This is a genomic window from Streptococcus mitis (genome assembly GCF_009496285.1).
Classification (GTDB): Bacteria; Bacillota; Bacilli; order Lactobacillales; family Streptococcaceae; genus Streptococcus; species Streptococcus mitis_BP.
The window spans coordinates 42,167-58,416 of record NZ_WIJK01000001.1 but is presented as its reverse complement, the minus strand read 5'-3'; the positions used below and the strand labels follow the sequence as shown (position 1 = coordinate 58,416).

The following is a 16,250-nucleotide window of genomic DNA, read 5'->3' as shown; positions in this document are numbered from 1 at the left end:
CGAAATAGTTCTCATAGAAACTTTTTTTCTTGACATCTTTTCTGAAAATGATAAAATAGTTCTCATGAAAACTTAATTGTTCTCTAGAGAACTATTTTTAATTAGAAGGGAGAAAGCATGGATAAACCGATGTTGGTCTTTAAACGTTTTGGGCATCAGGTTCACCTCATGGTGCAAAAGGAAGCCAAGCGTTGTGGTATTGAATTTATGGGTGGACCGCAAGGACAGGTCCTCCGTTTTTTAGATCGTCGTGAGCAGGATCAAGAATTAACTCTTATTAAGGATATTGAACAAGAACTCAATATCACCAAGTCAGTTGCGAGTAACTTGGTTAAGCGCATGGTGCAAAATGGTTTGGTAGAGTTGGAGGCAAGCCCAAGTGATAAACGAGCAAAATTTGTTCATTTGACTGAAAAATCTCGCTCTCAAATGAAGCAGGTCAAGTCTTTCTTTGATCGAATTGACCGCAGTTTACTTGAAGGTGTTTCCGAAGAAAAACTCGCTATTTTTGAAGAAGTTCTGGAACGACTACAAGCCAATGTAGAAAAAATAGGAGGGGAAGATGAAGAAACTCGCTAAGCGTATCACAGGAAAAGAGTGGGGAATGATTCTCTTGACTGTACTCTTTACCTGTTTCTCGGTCTATCTAGAGTTAGAAGTACCGACTTACATTTCAGAAATTACAGCATTACTTGGGACACCAGGGACGCAGTTGGATGCACTTTGGTCACCAGCTATGAACATGATGGGCTTGTCACTCTTGGCCTTCCTATCATCTGTCACAGTTGGATTTTTTGCAGCTCGCGTTGCAGCATCCTACACGGCTCATCTACGAAGCGATATTTTTAATCGTGTTTTGGATTACTCCCAGATAGAAATTAAACGTTTTTCAATCCCCAGTCTATTGACTCGGACGACTAATGATATCACGCAGATTCAAATGCTCTTTACTATGGGGCTCCAAGTGGTCACTCGTGGTCCTATCATGGCTATCTGGGCCATTGGAAAAATCCTTGGCAAATCTGAATACTGGCTCTGGGCAGTAGTGGTTGCTGTTATCGTCAATGTTCTGATGACAACAGTTCTCATGACTCTAGCCTTTCCAAAACAATCTGTCATCCAGAAATTGACAGATAAACTCAATAGTATCACTCGTGAAAGCTTGACAGGGATTCGAGTGGTTCGTGCTTACAATGCTGAGGATTATCAGGATGAGAAATTTGAAGAAGCCAATGAGGAAGTCACTCGTCTCAATCTCTTTGTCAATCGATTGATGGCTATTATGAATCCCATTATGATGGCGATTTCGAGCGGCTTGAGTCTAGCTATTTATTGGATTGGTGCCTATATCATCAATGATGCTAGCCTGACAGACCGTCTACCACTCTTTAGTGATATGGTGGTCTTCATGTCTTATGCCATGCAGGTCGTGATGGGCTTCTTGCTCATGGGAGCTCTCTTTATCGTCCTTCCTCGTACCTTGGTTTCTGCAGGACGTATCAATCAGGTGCTAGATTTGCATTCTTCTATTGAAAATCCTAGTCAACCACAGACGGCAGATTCATTTATTCAAGGTCAAGTAGAATTCCGTGATGTAACCTTCCGCTATTCTAAAAACTCAGAAGCAGTTGTGGAACATGTCAGCTTCAAGGCAGAAGCTGGTCAAACGGTCGCCTTTATCGGTTCAACTGGTTCTGGTAAATCTACGCTTGTGAACCTCTTGCCTCGTTTTTATGACGTTTCGGATGGGGAAATCCTAGTGGACGGCGTCAATGTACAGAATTATGATTTGGAAGACTTGCGGAATAAAGTCGGCTATATTCCACAAAAAGCTGTTCTCTTCTCAGGAGATGTCAAGGGGAATCTAGACTTTGGTAAGAGTCCAGAAACTCCGCTAAGCGAGACTGCTATGTGGCAAGCTCTTGAGTTGGCCCAGTCTAAAAACTTTATCGAAGATAAGGAAGCAGGTCTAGCTTCAGAAGTGGCTCAAGGTGGGACTAACTTCTCAGGAGGTCAAAGACAACGTTTGGCCATTGCACGCGCCTTGGCTCGTAAGCCAGAAATTCTCATTTTTGATGATTCATTCTCAGCCTTGGACTACAAGACAGACCGTATCTTGCGCCAAGAACTAGCTGAAAAAACACAGTCTATGACCAAGTTGATCGTTGCTCAACGTATCTCAACCATCATGGATGCAGACTTAATCTTAGTCTTAGATCAGGGTAAAGTCGTGGGACAAGGCACCCACAAAGAACTTCTTGCTACTAATGAAGTTTGCCAAGAAATTGCCTATTCACAACTATCGAAGGAGGAATTGGAACATGGAAAATAAGAAGATGTCCTTTTGGAAACAATATAAACCTTTTCTAGCAGGTCTCCAACTTCCTCTACTAGTTGCAGTTGTGGCGGCTGTATGTTCAAGCATCATCACGGTTTATGGACCAACTAAGATTAAGGAAATCACCAACTTGATTTCAGACGGTTTGGCTACAGAAATCGATTTGGTAGCTGTGTCTAGCATCGCCAGCTTTTTAGCAATTTTGTATGTGCTTGGTGCCATTCTCAACTATACGCAAGCCTATATCTTTTCAACGAGTATCCAACATTTTTCAAAACGTTTGCGGACAGCTATTGCTGAGAAAATCAATCGCTTGCCACTTGCTTATTTTGACCGTCATTCTCAAGGGGACACCCTTTCTCGTGTGACTAATGACGTTGATACAGCAGCTCAGTCTCTTAACCAAAGCCTTGGGACAGTTCTTTCAGCTAGCTTTTTACTGATTGCTGTTTTGATTACTATGTTTGGTATGAACTGGATTTTGGCACTGGTAACTGTTGTTTCAACCCTTGTTGGATTTACGGCGGTTTCCGTAATTATGGCCAAGTCGCAGGGTTACTTTAAAGCTCAACAAAATAACCTAGCAGCTGTAAATGGTTATGTGGAAGAAATGTACTCTGGCCACAATGTTGTGACCAGCTATAATGCTGTGGATACTACTAAAGAAACATTCGCAGGATTGAATCAAAATCTACATGATAGTATCTGGAAATCTCAGTTTATTTCTGGCATCATGATGCCTGCTATGTTCTTTGTCGGAAACTTTAGTTATGTTTTGGTTGTTATCGTCGGTGCTGCCTTGGCTCTTGAAGGCCATATCAGTATTGGGATTATCGTAGCCTTCATGGTTTATGTTCGTACCTTCTCACAACCCTTATCACAGATTGCCCAAGGGATTACAAGTTTGCAACAGGCCAGTGCAGCTATGACCCGTGTCTTTGAGTTTCTAGGCGAAGCTGAGATGGAAGACGAATCTCATAAGGCAAGACAATTGACTGGTATGAAGGGTGAAGTAGTCTTTGACAGAGTTGCCTTTGGCTATACTCCTGAGAAAACGATCATCCATGATTTTTCTGCGACAGCTCATGCAGGGCAAAAGGTTGCCATTGTTGGGCCGACTGGAGCGGGTAAGACTACTATTGTCAACCTTTTGATGAAGTTCTATGAGATTGATAAGGGAAGCATTCGCATTGATGGTGTGGATACCAAGAAGATGAAACGTTCAGAAGTGCACGATGCCTTTTCAATGGTCTTGCAGGATACCTGGCTCTTTGAAGGAACCATTCGTGATAATCTCATCTACAACCAAACAGGGATTAGTGATGAACGAATGATCGAAGCAGCAAAAGCAGTCGGAATCCATCACTTTATCATGACTCTACCAGATGGTTACGATACTGTTTTAGATGATACAGTGACCTTGTCAGTCGGACAGAAACAGCTCTTGACCATCGCTCGTGCCCTTCTCAAGGATGCTCCGCTCTTGATTCTTGATGAAGCGACATCTTCAGTTGACACACGTACAGAGGAGTTGATTCAGAAAGCCATGGACCGTTTGATGGAGGGACGCACATCCTTTGTCATCGCCCATCGCTTGTCAACTATTCGTAATGCCGATTTGATTTTGGTTATGAAGGATGGAAATATCATTGAGCAAGGCAATCATGAAGAGCTTATGGCTCAGGGTGGTTTCTATGCTGACCTCTACAATAGTCAATTTACAGAAGATGAAGTAGAAGAATAAAACCAAAGAAGGCTTGACGGCCTTCTTTTTCTTCTTTATACTGGTATAATAGAAAGAGGAATGTATGAGTCAGAAATTATACAATATGAAATTTTCTGCGGTCTATCCAGCCTTGATTGCAAAGGTTGAGCGAAAGGGTGGAAGGGCAGAATCCGTTCACCAAGTGACCAGTTGGCTGACAGGGTATGAAGTGAGTGAGATCCTTGCTTGTCTGGATAGGGACCTTACCTACGGAGATTTTTTTCGACAGGCACCGTCTTATGCACCTGAACGGATTGCGATAACAGGAAAAATTTGTGGTGTTCGTATTGAGGAAATTGATGATCCTCTGATGCAAGAAATCCGTCGTCTGGACAAATTAGTGGACTGGCTTGCTAAGGGGAAAACAGCCCAGCAGGTCCTAGAAAAGTATGAGAAATAGACATGAAAAACTATCAAGAATGGTACGAGAAGAGGAAATCAAGTCTTCTTCGTCATCCACAACTATTGCAATTGCTGCGAGTCTTTAATCGCATGATGACAGTTCTGATGCCCTTAGCTTACCTGACCTTGTTGGGAACAAACTTTGTAAGTAAAGGGGTTGGGAAAGACCTTTCTGCTTATATTTTAGTTCCAGCTTTAGGATTTGTCCTATTGACGCTAGTTCGTAAGTGGATCAATCAACCACGTCCCTATGAAACTTGGGAAATTGTCCCGCTACTAGATAAAGACAGCTCTGGGAATTCAATGCCCAGCCGCCATGTCTTTTCGGCAACCATTATTTCCATGGCTTGCCTGCATGCAAATCTGCCTGTGGGGTTGGTTTTGTTGGTCTTGTCAGCTTTTCTCGGTTTTGTGCGAGTCTTGGGGGGCGTTCATTATCCCAAGGATGTTTTAGTTGGCTACGCCTGTGGCCTCCTTTTGGGAATTCTTTTCTTTATTTTGTAAGAAGCAAAGCAAGTGGGCTTGGCCTCGTAACCACTTACGGGTCAAAAGTGACCACTTGCTTTTTTGCCCTTGTAAAGTCTTCTGGCCTTTGGTATAGTAGATGCAGAAAGGAGATAGGATGAAGTTACGAATCGAGATTGATAGTGAATTAACTGAGACAGAGATTGTCATCAAGGCTGCAGCCCTGACAGATGAGATAGCTGACTTGCAACGACTCTTGCAAGAAACCAAGGCTCCTAGGTTGATCTTTTACAAGGGGACGGGTGAGTACTACTTAGACTTGGCAGAAATCCTCTTCTTTGAGACGGAAGGTAGCAAGATTTACGCCCATACCCAGAAAGAAGCCTACGAGGTTCGACTCAAGCTTTATGAGTTGGAGTCCATTCTGCCCCGCTATTTCAGTCGGGTATCCAAGTCGACCATTGCCAATATCCGTCAGGTCTACTCGGTGGACAAGTCCTTCTCCGGGACAGGCACTATTTCCTTTTATCAAACCCACAAGGAGGTTCACGTGTCACGGCACTACCAATCCCTCCTAAAAGAAAATCTAAGAAACATGAGGTAAGAACATGAAAAAGAAAGTATTTGGTATTGTGTTGCTAGTATTGGCAGCTTTAGTGTTATTGCAGGGGAATTTTGGAATTCCTTCTCTAGGAGGGCACATTTGGCCCTTGATTGGTATTGGATTTTTTGCCTATCAATCAGTTGAAGCTTTGTTGCGTCGCCACTTAACTTCAGCCTCCTTTACAGCTTTAGTAGCTTTAATGATAGCCAATCATTTTTATGCTATTCTACCGATTCCCAATCAGTCTTTGTTCTGGGCAAGTATTTTAATCGTAATGGGTGTCAGCGCACTCACTCATTCTAACAGAACTTGGAATGGGAAAAAATGGTGGTATGACGGTGAAAAGACCATTCTGACAGACAAGGAAGTCGCTTTTGGGGCGGGTACATTTTACAAGCAAGACCAAGAATTGGTAGAAGATGAGTTTGAGGTCGGTTTTGGGAATGCCAAAATCTATTATGACAATGCAGAGATGTTAGGTGATTTCGCTACTCTGAATATCGAAGTCGGATTTGGGAATGCAGTTATCTACGTGCCTCAACACTGGAGAGTAGATCTAAAGGTAGAGACTTTTTGTGGAGTAGCCAAGGCAGATGCCCCTCTAGCCCCAACCAGCAAAACTTTGATTATCCGTGGAGATGTAGCTTTTGGGAAACTAGGAGTTGTTTACGTTAAATAAAAAAATCTTCCAATCCCCTTGCCAAAAAAGAGAAAGTGTGATAACATAGTACAGTATGTGGTGCTAGCACATCCGCTATATTAGATCTAATAGGAGGAAAACACAAATGGCTAAAGTATGTTACTTTACAGGTCGTAAGACTGTATCAGGAAACAACCGTTCACACGCGATGAACCAAACAAAACGTGCCGTAAAACCAAACCTTCAAAAAGTTACTGTACTTATCGATGGTAAACCTAAAAAAGTTTGGGCTTCAGCTCGTGCTTTGAAATCAGGTAAAGTAGAACGCGTTTAATAAAGAGTAAAAGGCCATCAGGTCTTTTTCTTTTGCTCTGAGTTCAAAAAGCCTCGTCAAAGGAGCAAATATCCGCCGATACAGTATTCTGCTTTTACACTTGGCTTGAAATATGATAAAATAGAGTATCAACTAGTTGAGGTAGAAAAAATGACTGTAAAAATTAATACAAAAGATGGTCAAATCGAACTAACAGATGAAGTGATTGCTACCGTTGTAGGCGGTGCAGCAACTGAGATTTTTGGTGTGGTCGGTATGGCAAGTAAGAAAGCCCTCAAAGATAATTTCCAAGCCCTCCTTGGGAAGGAAAATTATTCTAAAGGTGTCGTTGTAAAAGCGGCCGAAGATGGTAGCATTGCAGTTGATGTATATACCGTGTTGAGCTACGGAACAAAAATCAGTGAAGTCTCAAAAAATATCCAAGAGCGTGTCCGTTTTAGTTTGGAAAACCAACTTGGCATTACTGCTCAAACTGTGAATGTCTACATTCAAAATATCAAAGTTGTAGGAGAATAATCGTGTCAAATATTACTACAAGCTTATTTCAAGAAATGGTACAGGCTGCATCTACTCGTTTGAACAAGCAAGCCGAATATGTCAACTCATTGAACGTCTTCCCAGTTCCAGATGGAGATACAGGAACAAACATGGGAATGACTATCGAAAATGGTGCTAAAGAAGTAGCAGACAAACCAGCTTCAACTGTTGGTGAGGCTGCAAGTATCTTGGCTAAAGGTCTTTTGATGGGTGCGCGTGGGAACTCTGGAGTTATCACTTCTCAGCTTTTCCGCGGATTTTCGCAAGCCATCAAGACAAAAGAAGAGTTGACAGGGAAAGACCTAGCTCTTGCCTTCCAATCTGGTGTTGAAGTAGCCTACAAGGCCGTTATGAAGCCAGTTGAAGGAACAATCTTGACTGTATCACGTGGTGCTGCTATCGGTGCTAAGAAAAAAGCCGAGCAGACAGACGATGCTATTGAGGTTATGCGCGCTGCCTTAGAAGGAGCTAAAACAGCCCTTGCTAAGACTCCAGACATGCTTCCAGTATTAAAGGAAGTTGGAGTTGTAGACTCAGGTGGTCAAGGTTTGGTCTTTATCTATGAAGGCTTCCTTTCAGCCCTTACTGGTGAATACAGTGCGTCTGAAGACTTTGTTGCCACTCCAGCGAATATGAGTGAAATGATCAATGCTGAACACCACAAGTCTGTAGCTGGACATGTGGCAACAGAAGACATCACCTTTGGTTACTGTACAGAGATCATGGTTGCCCTTAAGCAAGGCCCAACTTATGCAAAAGACTTTGACTACGAAGAATTCCGTAACTACTTGAACGAACTTGGGGATTCACTTCTTGTTGTCAATGACGATGAAATCGTTAAGGTTCACGTCCATACAGAAGATCCAGGTCTTGTTATGCAAGAAGGTCTCAAGTATGGTAGCTTGGTTAAGGTTAAAGTCGATAACATGCGTAACCAACATGAAGCACAAGTGGAAAAAGAAGCTAAAGTCAGCAAACCAGCTGAAGAAAAAGAATATGCTCTTATCGCAGTAGTAGCTGGACAAGGCTTGGCAGACATCTTCCGTGCTCAAGGTGTGGACTATGTTATCGAAGGTGGACAAACCATGAACCCTTCGACAGAAGACTTTATCAAGGCTGTTGAGCAAGTCAATGCTCGCAACATTATCTTCTTGCCAAACAACAAAAACATCTTCATGGCAGCTCAATCTGCAGCTGAAGTCTTAGAACAACCAGCAGTAGTGGTAGAAGCTCGTACCCTTCCTCAAGGATTGACTAGTCTTCTTGCCTTTGATCCAAGCAAGACTATCGAAGAAAACAAAGAACGCATGACTGCAGCTCTTGGTGATGTGGTCAGTGGTAGTGTAACAACAGCCGTTCGTGACACGACCATCGATGGTCTAGAAATTCACGAAAATGACAATCTTGGTATGGTAGATGGTAAGATCCTTGTATCAAACCCTGACATGCACCAAACTCTGACTGAAACCTTGAAACATATGTTGGACGAAGACAGTGAAATCGTAACCTTCTATATTGGTGAAGATGGAAGTGAAGAATTGGCTAACCAAATCGCCCAAGAAATCGTAGAAGAGTTCGAAGATGTTGAAGTAGAAATCCACCAAGGTCAACAACCAGTATATCCATATCTTTTCAGTGTGGAATAAAGATTAACTTGAAAATGAAAGAGGTCGGGACAAAGGTTCCCGATCTTTTTGGTTTGCAATGAGTTTTGGACCCAGTAGCTGATTGGTGCTAGAAAATCAATCCAATCTAGTAATTTCTGTTCCATCATTTTTAATGACATTTGTCATATCTCCTCATGACAGAAGCTTCTAGTGATTCTACCTTCAAAGAATTATACTAGATGTATCAAATGGAGGAAGAAAAAAATGAAACATAAAGTAATTATCGCAATGAGTTTAGTAGTAGCAGGAGTCATGACTTATCTCATGTTCTCAGGATTAGATGAAGGCTTTTATCATTTTCCTTGGGAGTTGTTTGCAAGCTTTGGAATGATGTCTTGGATAATACGAGAAGGTTTGAAATTGGTCTCAGATGTGAAAAAGGAGTTTGAAAAATGAAAAAAGCGATTCTCTTTCTTTTTATTGGACTATCACTAGTGGTATGGTTGGTAGAAATGTTTACAGGTTGGTTTGATCAAACCTTCCTTCACCAAGTCATTCGCGGTGCCTGGGGTCTAGGATTTATGATTTTTATCGTCTTTCCGATGGGAAAGGAGTGGCTGAAAGGAGAGTATCATGAACATGATTAAAGTAGAAAGCCTAAATAAAAACATCAAGGGCAAGGCTATATTGAAGGATATTTCTTTTGAGGTAGCTGAAGGTGAATGCGTCGCCTTGATTGGTCCCAATGGTGCTGGGAAGACCACACTCTTGGACTGTTTGCTTGGAGATAAGCTGGTTACTAGTGGTCAAGTATCTATCCAAGGCTTGCCAGTGACGAGCTCTAAGTTAGACTACACTAGATCCTATCTCCCTCAAGAAAATGTTATTGTTCAGAAATTAAAGGTCAAAGAGTTGATTGCTTTCTTTCAAAGCATCTATCCAAATCCCTTGAGCAATCAGGAAGTCGATCAACTATTGCAGTTTGATCAGCAACAGAAAGAGCAATTGGCAGAAAAACTGTCAGGTGGGCAAAAGCGTCTCTTCTCTTTTGTTTTGACCTTGATTGGGCGACCAAAGCTTGTCTTTTTGGATGAGCCTACTGCAGCCATGGATACCTCAACCCGTCAACGCTTTTGGGAAATTGTTCAGGAGCTAAAAGCTAAGGGAGTTACCATTCTCTATTCGTCCCATTATATCGAAGAGGTAGAGCATACAGCGGACCGGATTTTGGTTTTAAATAAGGGAGAGTTGATTCGCGATACAACACCTCTAGCTATGCGCAGTGAGGAGATTGAAAAGCACTTTATCCTTCCTCTAGCATACAAGGAAGTTGTCGAACAGTCAAACTTGGTTGAAAACTGGTCACAAAAACAAGATGCTCTGCAAGTAGTTACACGTGAAGCGGATGCTTTTTGGCAACTGTTAGTGCAAGCAGGATGTAGCATACAAGAAATTGAAGTTAATAACCGTAGTTTGCTGGATACAATCTTTGAAGAAACACAAAAGGGGGATGACTAAGATGAAACGATGGACCGCATTAAATAAGATAGAATTTCTATTGACCAAACGGCAACTAGTCTATTATCTCTTGTCAGTAGGGATGCCGACAGCCTTCTATTTATTCTTTTCAGGCATGTACCAAGACACCCCAGGTGGACCGGCTAATTTTATGCGCGACTACCTCATCTCCATGACGGCTTTTTCCATGATGTCTACCGCTATCTTTTCATTCCCAGTTGTTTTACATACCGATAAAATCAACAACTGGCAGAAAACATTGCGCCATACCCCTGTAAATATGGTAGAATATTATCTATCAAAGATAACAAGTATGATGGTTGATTATTTGGTTTCAATCTTGGTGGTTTTCTCAGTTGGGCATTTTGTAAGAGGTGTAGAGATGCCTCTAGGAAGCTGGGTTGGGGCTGCACTCTTGCTGATAGTAGGAAGTGTTGCCTTTGTAGCACTTGGCTTAACCTTGACGCTCTTACCAACTAGTCAGTTGATGTCTGTCGTGGGTAATCTTCTTTATCTAGGATTGGCTGTTTTAGGTGGACTTTGGATGCCTATCTCTTTATTTCCAGACTGGATGCAAGCAGTCGGTAAGTGTCTCCCGACCTATCAGTTGATGGAGTTGCTCAAGACCTTCTTAAACGAGGGTGGCATCAATCTATCAGCCACAGTGTATTTACTTGTTTTTTCAGCAGTTTTATTTGGTTTGACTATTTACCTTCAAGGTCATAAGGAGAATGCTTAATGCTTGAAAGACTGAAAAGCATACACTATATGTTTTGGGCCAGTTTGATTTTTATGCTTTTTCCCATCCTACCTGTAGTGATTGGGGAGCTTCCTGCTTGGCATTTATTGGTTGATATTCTATTTGTAGTGACGTATTTGGGTGTTTTAACAACTAAGAGCCAGCGCCTATCTTGGCTATATTGGGGCCTCATGCTGGTCTATGTAGCTGGGAATACCGCCTTTGTTGCTGTTAATTATATCTGGTTTTTCTTTTTCCTTTCCAATCTCTTAATTTATCATTTTGGCGTACGTAGTTTTAATTCTTTACATGTCCGGACTTTTCTCCTTGCTCAAGTGCTTGTGGTGGGGCAACTGTTGATTATTCAGAGAATCGAAGTTGGGTTTCTATTCTATCTACTTGTAATTCTTGCTTTTGTCGATTTGATGACTTTTGGTTTGGTTCGGATTCGTATTGTAGAGGATTTGAAAGAAGCGCAGGCCAAGCAAAATGCCCAGATAAATCTCTTGTTAGCTGAAAATGAACGTAGTCGTATCGGTCAGGATTTGCATGATAGTCTGGGACACACCTTTGCTATGCTGAGTGTCAAGACGGATCTCGCTTTGCAGTTATTTCAGATGGAGGCTTATCCACAGGTGGAGAAGGAATTAAAAGAAATTCACCAGATAAGCAAGGATTCCATGAATGAAGTACGAACCATTGTGGAAAATCTGAAATCACGGACCTTAGCTTCAGAACTTGAAACTGTCAAAAAGATGCTAGAGATTGCTGGCATTGAGGTTGAGGTTGACAATCACTTGGACAAGGCTAGCTTGACCCAGGATGTAGAGTCCACGGCTGCTATGATTTTGTTAGAACTGGCAACCAATATCATTAAGCATGCCCAAGCTCAAAAAGCTTATCTAAAACTGGAACGTACAGATCAGGAATTGCTTCTGACGGTCAGAGATGACGGGAAAGGCTTTGCAACTGTAGAAGGAAATGAACTGCACACAGTACAAGATCGTGCCTCAGCCTTCTCAGGGCAAGTAGAGCTGGTCAGTTTGAAAGATCCCACAGAAGTGCGCGTGCATCTGCCTTATAAGGAGAGAAAGTAGATGAAAGTATTAGTTGCAGAAGATCAAAGTATGCTGAGAGATGCCATGTGCCAGCTCTTAAGCTTTCAACCAGATGTGGAGACCGTCTTGCAGGCGAAAAATGGAGCCGAGGCTATCGAGGTTTTGGGGAAAGAAGCAGTAGATATTGCCATCCTTGACGTCGAAATGCCAGTCAAGACAGGACTCGAAGCACTTGAGTGGATCAAACAAGAAGTGCCTGAAACCAAGGTGGTTATCGTTACGACCTTTAAACGCCCAGGCTATTTTGAACGAGCTGTCAAAGCAGGAGTCGACGCCTATGTCTTGAAAGAGCGAAGCATCGCCGAACTCATGCAGACCCTGCATACGGTGTTAGAGGGGCGCAAGGAATATTCTCCAGAGCTGATGGAAGTCATGATGATCCATCCCAATCCCTTGACCGAGCAAGAAGTCGCTGTTTTGCATGGAGTTGCCCAAGGCCTGTCCAACCAAGAAATTGCGGATAAGCTCTACCTCTCAAACGGCACCGTCCGTAATTACATGACCAATATCCTCTCCAAACTAGGCGCAAGCAACCGAACCGAAGCAGCCAAAACTGCCGAAGAAGAAGGATGGTTGTGAGGGAATAAAGAAAAAATCTCTTAGAAATGAATCTAAGAGATTTTTGGTGTTATGTGACTATTATAGTAGATTAAAATAAGGTATGAACAAATCGATTAGGAAAGTCAAACTAATACTCTATAGGTAGTATAGAAGTTTAGGCCTTATCTAATTGCAATAGAGCTTCAATCTCTGCTAGTGTGCTAGCTTGCGAAATAGCACCACGGAGCTTGGCTGCGCCAGATGTTCCACGGAGGTAGTGAGGAGCGAGTCCACGGAATTCACGGACCGCAACCTTTTCTCCCTTGAGGTTAATCAAGCGTTTCAAATGCTCGTAAGCGATGTTCATCTTATCTTCAAAGGTTAAATCAGGAAGGATTTCTCCAGTTTCAAAGTAATGGTTGATCTGGTTGAAGAGGTAGGGATTTCCCATGGCAGCTCGACCAATCATAACAGCGTCAGCACCGACTTCTTCGATGCGTTGTTTGGCTTCTTGGACAGTGCGAATGTCACCGTTAGCGATAAATGGAATTTTTGTCAGAGCTTGTGCAACCTTGTGGAGAGTCTCGAGGTCAGCGTGACCAGTGTACATTTGTTCACGAGTACGACCGTGCATAGCAAGTGCAGAAACACCTGCAGCCTCAGCGGCGAGGGCATTTTCCACAGCTAGAGATGGGTCAGACCAGCCCGTACGCATTTTGACAGTGAGAGGGATATCAAGGACTGATTGAACTTTGTTAATGATAGAGTAGATCTTGTCTGGATCCTTGAGCCACATAGCGCCAGCTTCGTTTTTGACGATTTTGTTAACTGGACAGCCCATGTTGATATCCACGATATCGGTCTTGGTGTTTTCTTGGATGAATTCTGCTGCGCGTGCTAGGCTGTCTTCATCACTACCAAATAGTTGGATAGAGACTGGGTTTTCTCCTTCATCGATATGAAGCATGTGAAGAGTTTTTTCGTTGTTGTATTGGATTCCCTTGTCAGAGACCATCTCCATGACAACGAGGCCTGCCCCAAGTTCTTTAGCAATGGTACGAAAGGCTGAGTTGGTCACGCCGGCCATGGGTGCTAAAACGGTACGATTGGGAATCTCAACATTGCCAATCATAAAAGGTGTATTAAGATTTGTCACGAATGAGTTCCTCCAGATCATTTTCGTTAAAGTTGTAAGTTGTTTGACAGAATTGACAAGTGATTTCTGCGCCATGATCTTGGTCCTTCATTTCCTGCAAGTCTGAGCTTGGAAGACTAGAAAGAGCCTTCATAAATCGTTCTTTGCTGCAGTTACATTGGAAACGAATCTCTTCTTCAGACAAGCGTTTGTATGGTTCGTCGCCATAGATAGCCTTTAGAAGAGCTTCGATATGGTCGTCGCTTTCTAGAAGAGTTGAAATGGCAGGCATTTCTTGGATGCGTTTTTCAAAACGAGCGATTTCTTCTTCCTTGGCTCCTGGCAAAACTTGAACAAGGAAACCGCCTGCTACTTTGACCTTGTCTTCTTCGTCCAAAAGGACATTGAGTCCAACTGCTGACGGAGTTTGTTGGCTTTCTGTCAAGTAGAAGGCAAGATCTTCTCCGATTTCTCCAGAGATAAGCGGAGTCATGGAGTTGTAAGGATTTCCAGTGCCGTAGTCTGTGATAACGAGAAATTGACCATTGCCGACAAAAGGTCCGACTAGAACTTCACCAGTTGCAGTCTTTTTGATGTCAACACCAGGATTTTGAACGTAACCTTTGACGTTCCCCTTGGTATCAGCTACGGTGATGATGGCTCCTAGAGAGCTAGTTCCAAGAACTTTAACCGTTAGCTTGGTATTTCCTTTTTCATTGGCTGCGAGAATCTGGCTGGCGATAAGGGTGCGGCCAAGTGCAACAGTTGAGCTAGCTTGAGTTTGATGTTTTTCTTGAGCAGTGCGGACGGTTTCAGTGCTATCAAGAACATAAGCACGAAAGGCCCCGCTTTCTGATATAGTTTTAATAATTTTATCCATAGCTACTATTTTAGCATAAAAATGCCCAAAGGGGGAGTGGGGTGTTTGCTGATTCTGAGGATTATTTGAGTTTGAAACTAGGGAAAAACCGAAAAGATAAACAGATTATTTTAGCATTTTTTTAATTTATGCTATGCTTGAAGAAGGAAATGAAAGGGGTAACAAATGTATTTAGGAGATTTGATGGAAAAGGCTGAAGCTGGTCAATTTTTAGTCCTTTCTTTTTTATTGCAGGAGTCACAAACGACCTTAAAAGCACTGATGGAGGAGACGGGCTTCTCTAAAGCGACTGTGACCAAGTACATCTTATTCACAAATGAAAGAGCGCAAACAGTTGGTCTAGATGTACAGATTCATCTACAGGAAGAGCAGGTCAACTTGTCAGTCGGTGCGACTACTAAGGGGCGTGATATTCGTCGCCTATTTTTAGACAATGCGGTGAAATACCAGATTTTACTATATCTGCTCTATCACCAGCAGTTTCAAGCCCATCAGCTGGTTCAAGAATTGATGGTCAGTGAGGCCACGCTTGGGCGCCACTTATCTGGTTTAAATCAGATTTTATCCGAATTTGATTTATCTATCCAAAACGGACGTTTGCGAGGTCCAGAGCACCAGATTCGTTACTTTTATTTCTGTCTTTTACGTAAGGTTTGGTCGAGTAAGGACTGGGGAAATGAAATGCAAAAGCCTGAGAGAAGGCGGGAGATTGCTAGTTTAGAAGAAATCTGTGGTGCTCAATTGTCTTCGGGGCAGAAGTTAGACTTGATTTTGTGGAATCATATCAGCCAACAACGTTTACGTGTCAATGCCTGTCAATTTCAAGTCATAGAAGATAAAATGCGAGGCTATTTTGACAATATTTTCTACCTTCGCTTGTTGAGAAAGACACCGTCCTTTTTTGCTGGGCAACATATTCCTTTGGGAACTGAGGATGGTGAGATGATGATTTTCTTCTCTTTTCTTCTTTCTCATCGCATTTTGCCCCTACATACCATGGAGTATATCCTTGGGTTTGGAGGGCGGCTGGCAGATTTGTTGACGCAACTGATTCAAAAAATGAAGAAAGAGGGCTTGCTAGGCGGTTATACGGAAGACCATGTCACCTATGAACTGAGTCAATTTTGTGGGCAAGTCTATCTATTCAAGGGCTATATTTTACAAGACCGCTATAAGTACCAGTTAGAGAATCGTCATCCTTATTTGCTGATGGAACATGATTTTAAAGAGATAGCAGAGGAGATTTTTCATGCTTTACCTGCCTTTCAGCAGGGGACGGACTTGGATAAAAAAATACTTTGGGAATTGCTTCAATTGATGGAATACATGGCAGAAAATGACGGTCATCATATGCGGATTGGTCTAGATGTAACAGCGGGTTTTCTTGTCTTTTCAAGAATGACTGCTATCTTGAAACGCTATTTGGAATACAATCGTTTTATTACTATTGAAGCCTATGACCCTAGTCGGCACTACGATTTGCTGGTTACCAATAATCCTATTCATAAAAAAGACCAGACTCCAGTATATTATTTAAAAAACGACTTAGATATGGAAGATTTGGCAGCGATTCGTCAGATATTATTTGCTTAAAAGGCTTGGGAATCCAGGTCTTTTTTGTGAAATTC

19 protein-coding genes are annotated in these 16,250 nt (G+C 42.4%); 17 read left to right on the top strand and 2 right to left on the bottom strand.

The genetic code is table 11. The features are described from left to right. Positions 1-117 precede the first annotated feature (117 nt). From GEZ89_RS00270 to GEZ89_RS00195, 16 genes are all read left to right on the top strand, one after another. Positions 118-579 carry a MarR family winged helix-turn-helix transcriptional regulator gene (locus tag GEZ89_RS00270; protein WP_153224551.1) on the top strand — a complete coding sequence of 154 codons (462 nt, stop codon included), beginning with the start codon at positions 118-120 and terminating at the stop codon, positions 577-579. Further along, on the top strand, positions 563-2,332 hold the full coding sequence (locus GEZ89_RS00265; RefSeq protein WP_153224550.1) for an ABC transporter ATP-binding protein: 1,770 nt from the start codon (positions 563-565) through the stop codon (positions 2,330-2,332). The genes GEZ89_RS00270 and GEZ89_RS00265 overlap by 17 nt, the downstream gene beginning before the upstream one ends. Beyond that, positions 2,322-4,082, top strand: a complete 1,761-nt coding sequence (locus GEZ89_RS00260) for an ABC transporter ATP-binding protein (protein WP_153224549.1) — start codon at positions 2,322-2,324, stop codon at positions 4,080-4,082. The genes GEZ89_RS00265 and GEZ89_RS00260 overlap by 11 nt, the downstream gene beginning before the upstream one ends. A 64-nt stretch (positions 4,083-4,146) precedes the next feature. Then, positions 4,147-4,503: a DUF2200 domain-containing protein gene (locus GEZ89_RS00255; protein ID WP_153224548.1), complete on the top strand. Its 357-nt coding sequence runs from the start codon at positions 4,147-4,149 to the stop codon at positions 4,501-4,503. Positions 4,504-4,505: 2 nt separating this feature from the next. Beyond that, a complete protein-coding gene (locus GEZ89_RS00250) occupies positions 4,506-5,009 on the top strand; it encodes a phosphatase PAP2 family protein (RefSeq protein ID WP_153224547.1) in 504 nt (167 codons plus the stop codon). A 118-nt stretch (positions 5,010-5,127) separates the two neighbouring features. Next, positions 5,128-5,574 (top strand): LytTR family DNA-binding domain-containing protein, encoded by a 447-nt coding sequence (locus tag GEZ89_RS00245; protein ID WP_004250544.1) that lies wholly within the window; start codon positions 5,128-5,130, stop codon positions 5,572-5,574. Between the two features lie 4 nt (positions 5,575-5,578). Then, positions 5,579-6,253, top strand: coding sequence for a LiaF transmembrane domain-containing protein (locus GEZ89_RS00240; RefSeq protein WP_153224546.1), 675 nt, complete (start codon positions 5,579-5,581; stop codon positions 6,251-6,253). A gap of 106 nt (positions 6,254-6,359) precedes the next feature. Further along, positions 6,360-6,548 carry a 50S ribosomal protein L28 gene (gene rpmB / locus GEZ89_RS00235; RefSeq protein ID WP_001140948.1) on the top strand — a complete coding sequence of 63 codons (189 nt, stop codon included), beginning with the start codon at positions 6,360-6,362 and terminating at the stop codon, positions 6,546-6,548. Between the two features lie 150 nt (positions 6,549-6,698). Next, complete coding sequence (locus GEZ89_RS00230; RefSeq protein WP_000216431.1) at positions 6,699-7,064, top strand: Asp23/Gls24 family envelope stress response protein; 366 nt, start codon at positions 6,699-6,701, stop codon at positions 7,062-7,064. Positions 7,065-7,066: 2 nt separating this feature from the next. Then, positions 7,067-8,731, top strand: a complete 1,665-nt coding sequence (locus GEZ89_RS00225; RefSeq protein ID WP_322741459.1) for a DAK2 domain-containing protein — start codon at positions 7,067-7,069, stop codon at positions 8,729-8,731. 225 nt (positions 8,732-8,956) lie between these two features. Further along, positions 8,957-9,148 (top strand): hypothetical protein, encoded by a 192-nt coding sequence (locus GEZ89_RS00220; protein WP_153224545.1) that lies wholly within the window; start codon positions 8,957-8,959, stop codon positions 9,146-9,148. Beyond that, the gene (locus tag GEZ89_RS00215; RefSeq protein WP_153224544.1) at positions 9,145-9,339 is read left to right on the top strand and encodes a hypothetical protein; all 195 of its coding nucleotides are present in this window, start codon (positions 9,145-9,147) and stop codon (positions 9,337-9,339) included. Before GEZ89_RS00220 ends, GEZ89_RS00215 begins: the two co-directional genes overlap by 4 nt. Beyond that, on the top strand, positions 9,326-10,210 hold the full coding sequence (locus GEZ89_RS00210; protein ID WP_153224543.1) for an ABC transporter ATP-binding protein: 885 nt from the start codon (positions 9,326-9,328) through the stop codon (positions 10,208-10,210). Before GEZ89_RS00215 ends, GEZ89_RS00210 begins: the two co-directional genes overlap by 14 nt. Position 10,211: 1 nt before the next feature. Continuing rightward, a complete protein-coding gene (locus tag GEZ89_RS00205) occupies positions 10,212-10,949 on the top strand; it encodes an ABC transporter permease (RefSeq protein WP_153224542.1) in 738 nt (245 codons plus the stop codon). Then, on the top strand, positions 10,949-12,046 hold the full coding sequence (locus GEZ89_RS00200; RefSeq protein WP_153224541.1) for a sensor histidine kinase: 1,098 nt from the start codon (positions 10,949-10,951) through the stop codon (positions 12,044-12,046). The genes GEZ89_RS00205 and GEZ89_RS00200 overlap by 1 nt, the downstream gene beginning before the upstream one ends. Beyond that, complete coding sequence (locus GEZ89_RS00195; protein ID WP_153224540.1) at positions 12,047-12,646, top strand: response regulator transcription factor; 600 nt, start codon at positions 12,047-12,049, stop codon at positions 12,644-12,646. It abuts the gene before it with no gap. Positions 12,647-12,782: 136 nt separating this feature from the next. Here GEZ89_RS00195 and dusB read toward each other — a convergent pair whose 3' ends face one another. Then, on the bottom strand, positions 12,783-13,763 hold the full coding sequence (dusB, locus tag GEZ89_RS00190) for a tRNA dihydrouridine synthase DusB (RefSeq protein WP_000183319.1): 981 nt from the start codon (positions 13,761-13,763) through the stop codon (positions 12,783-12,785). Continuing rightward, on the bottom strand, positions 13,750-14,622 hold the full coding sequence (gene hslO, locus GEZ89_RS00185; RefSeq protein ID WP_153224538.1) for an Hsp33 family molecular chaperone HslO: 873 nt from the start codon (positions 14,620-14,622) through the stop codon (positions 13,750-13,752). Before hslO ends, dusB begins: the two co-directional genes overlap by 14 nt. A 165-nt stretch (positions 14,623-14,787) precedes the next feature. On the opposite strand from hslO, the gene GEZ89_RS00180 reads away from it, so the two are divergent. After that, the gene (locus GEZ89_RS00180; RefSeq protein WP_153224537.1) at positions 14,788-16,215 is read left to right on the top strand and encodes a helix-turn-helix domain-containing protein; all 1,428 of its coding nucleotides are present in this window, start codon (positions 14,788-14,790) and stop codon (positions 16,213-16,215) included. Positions 16,216-16,250: the final 35 nt, after the last annotated feature.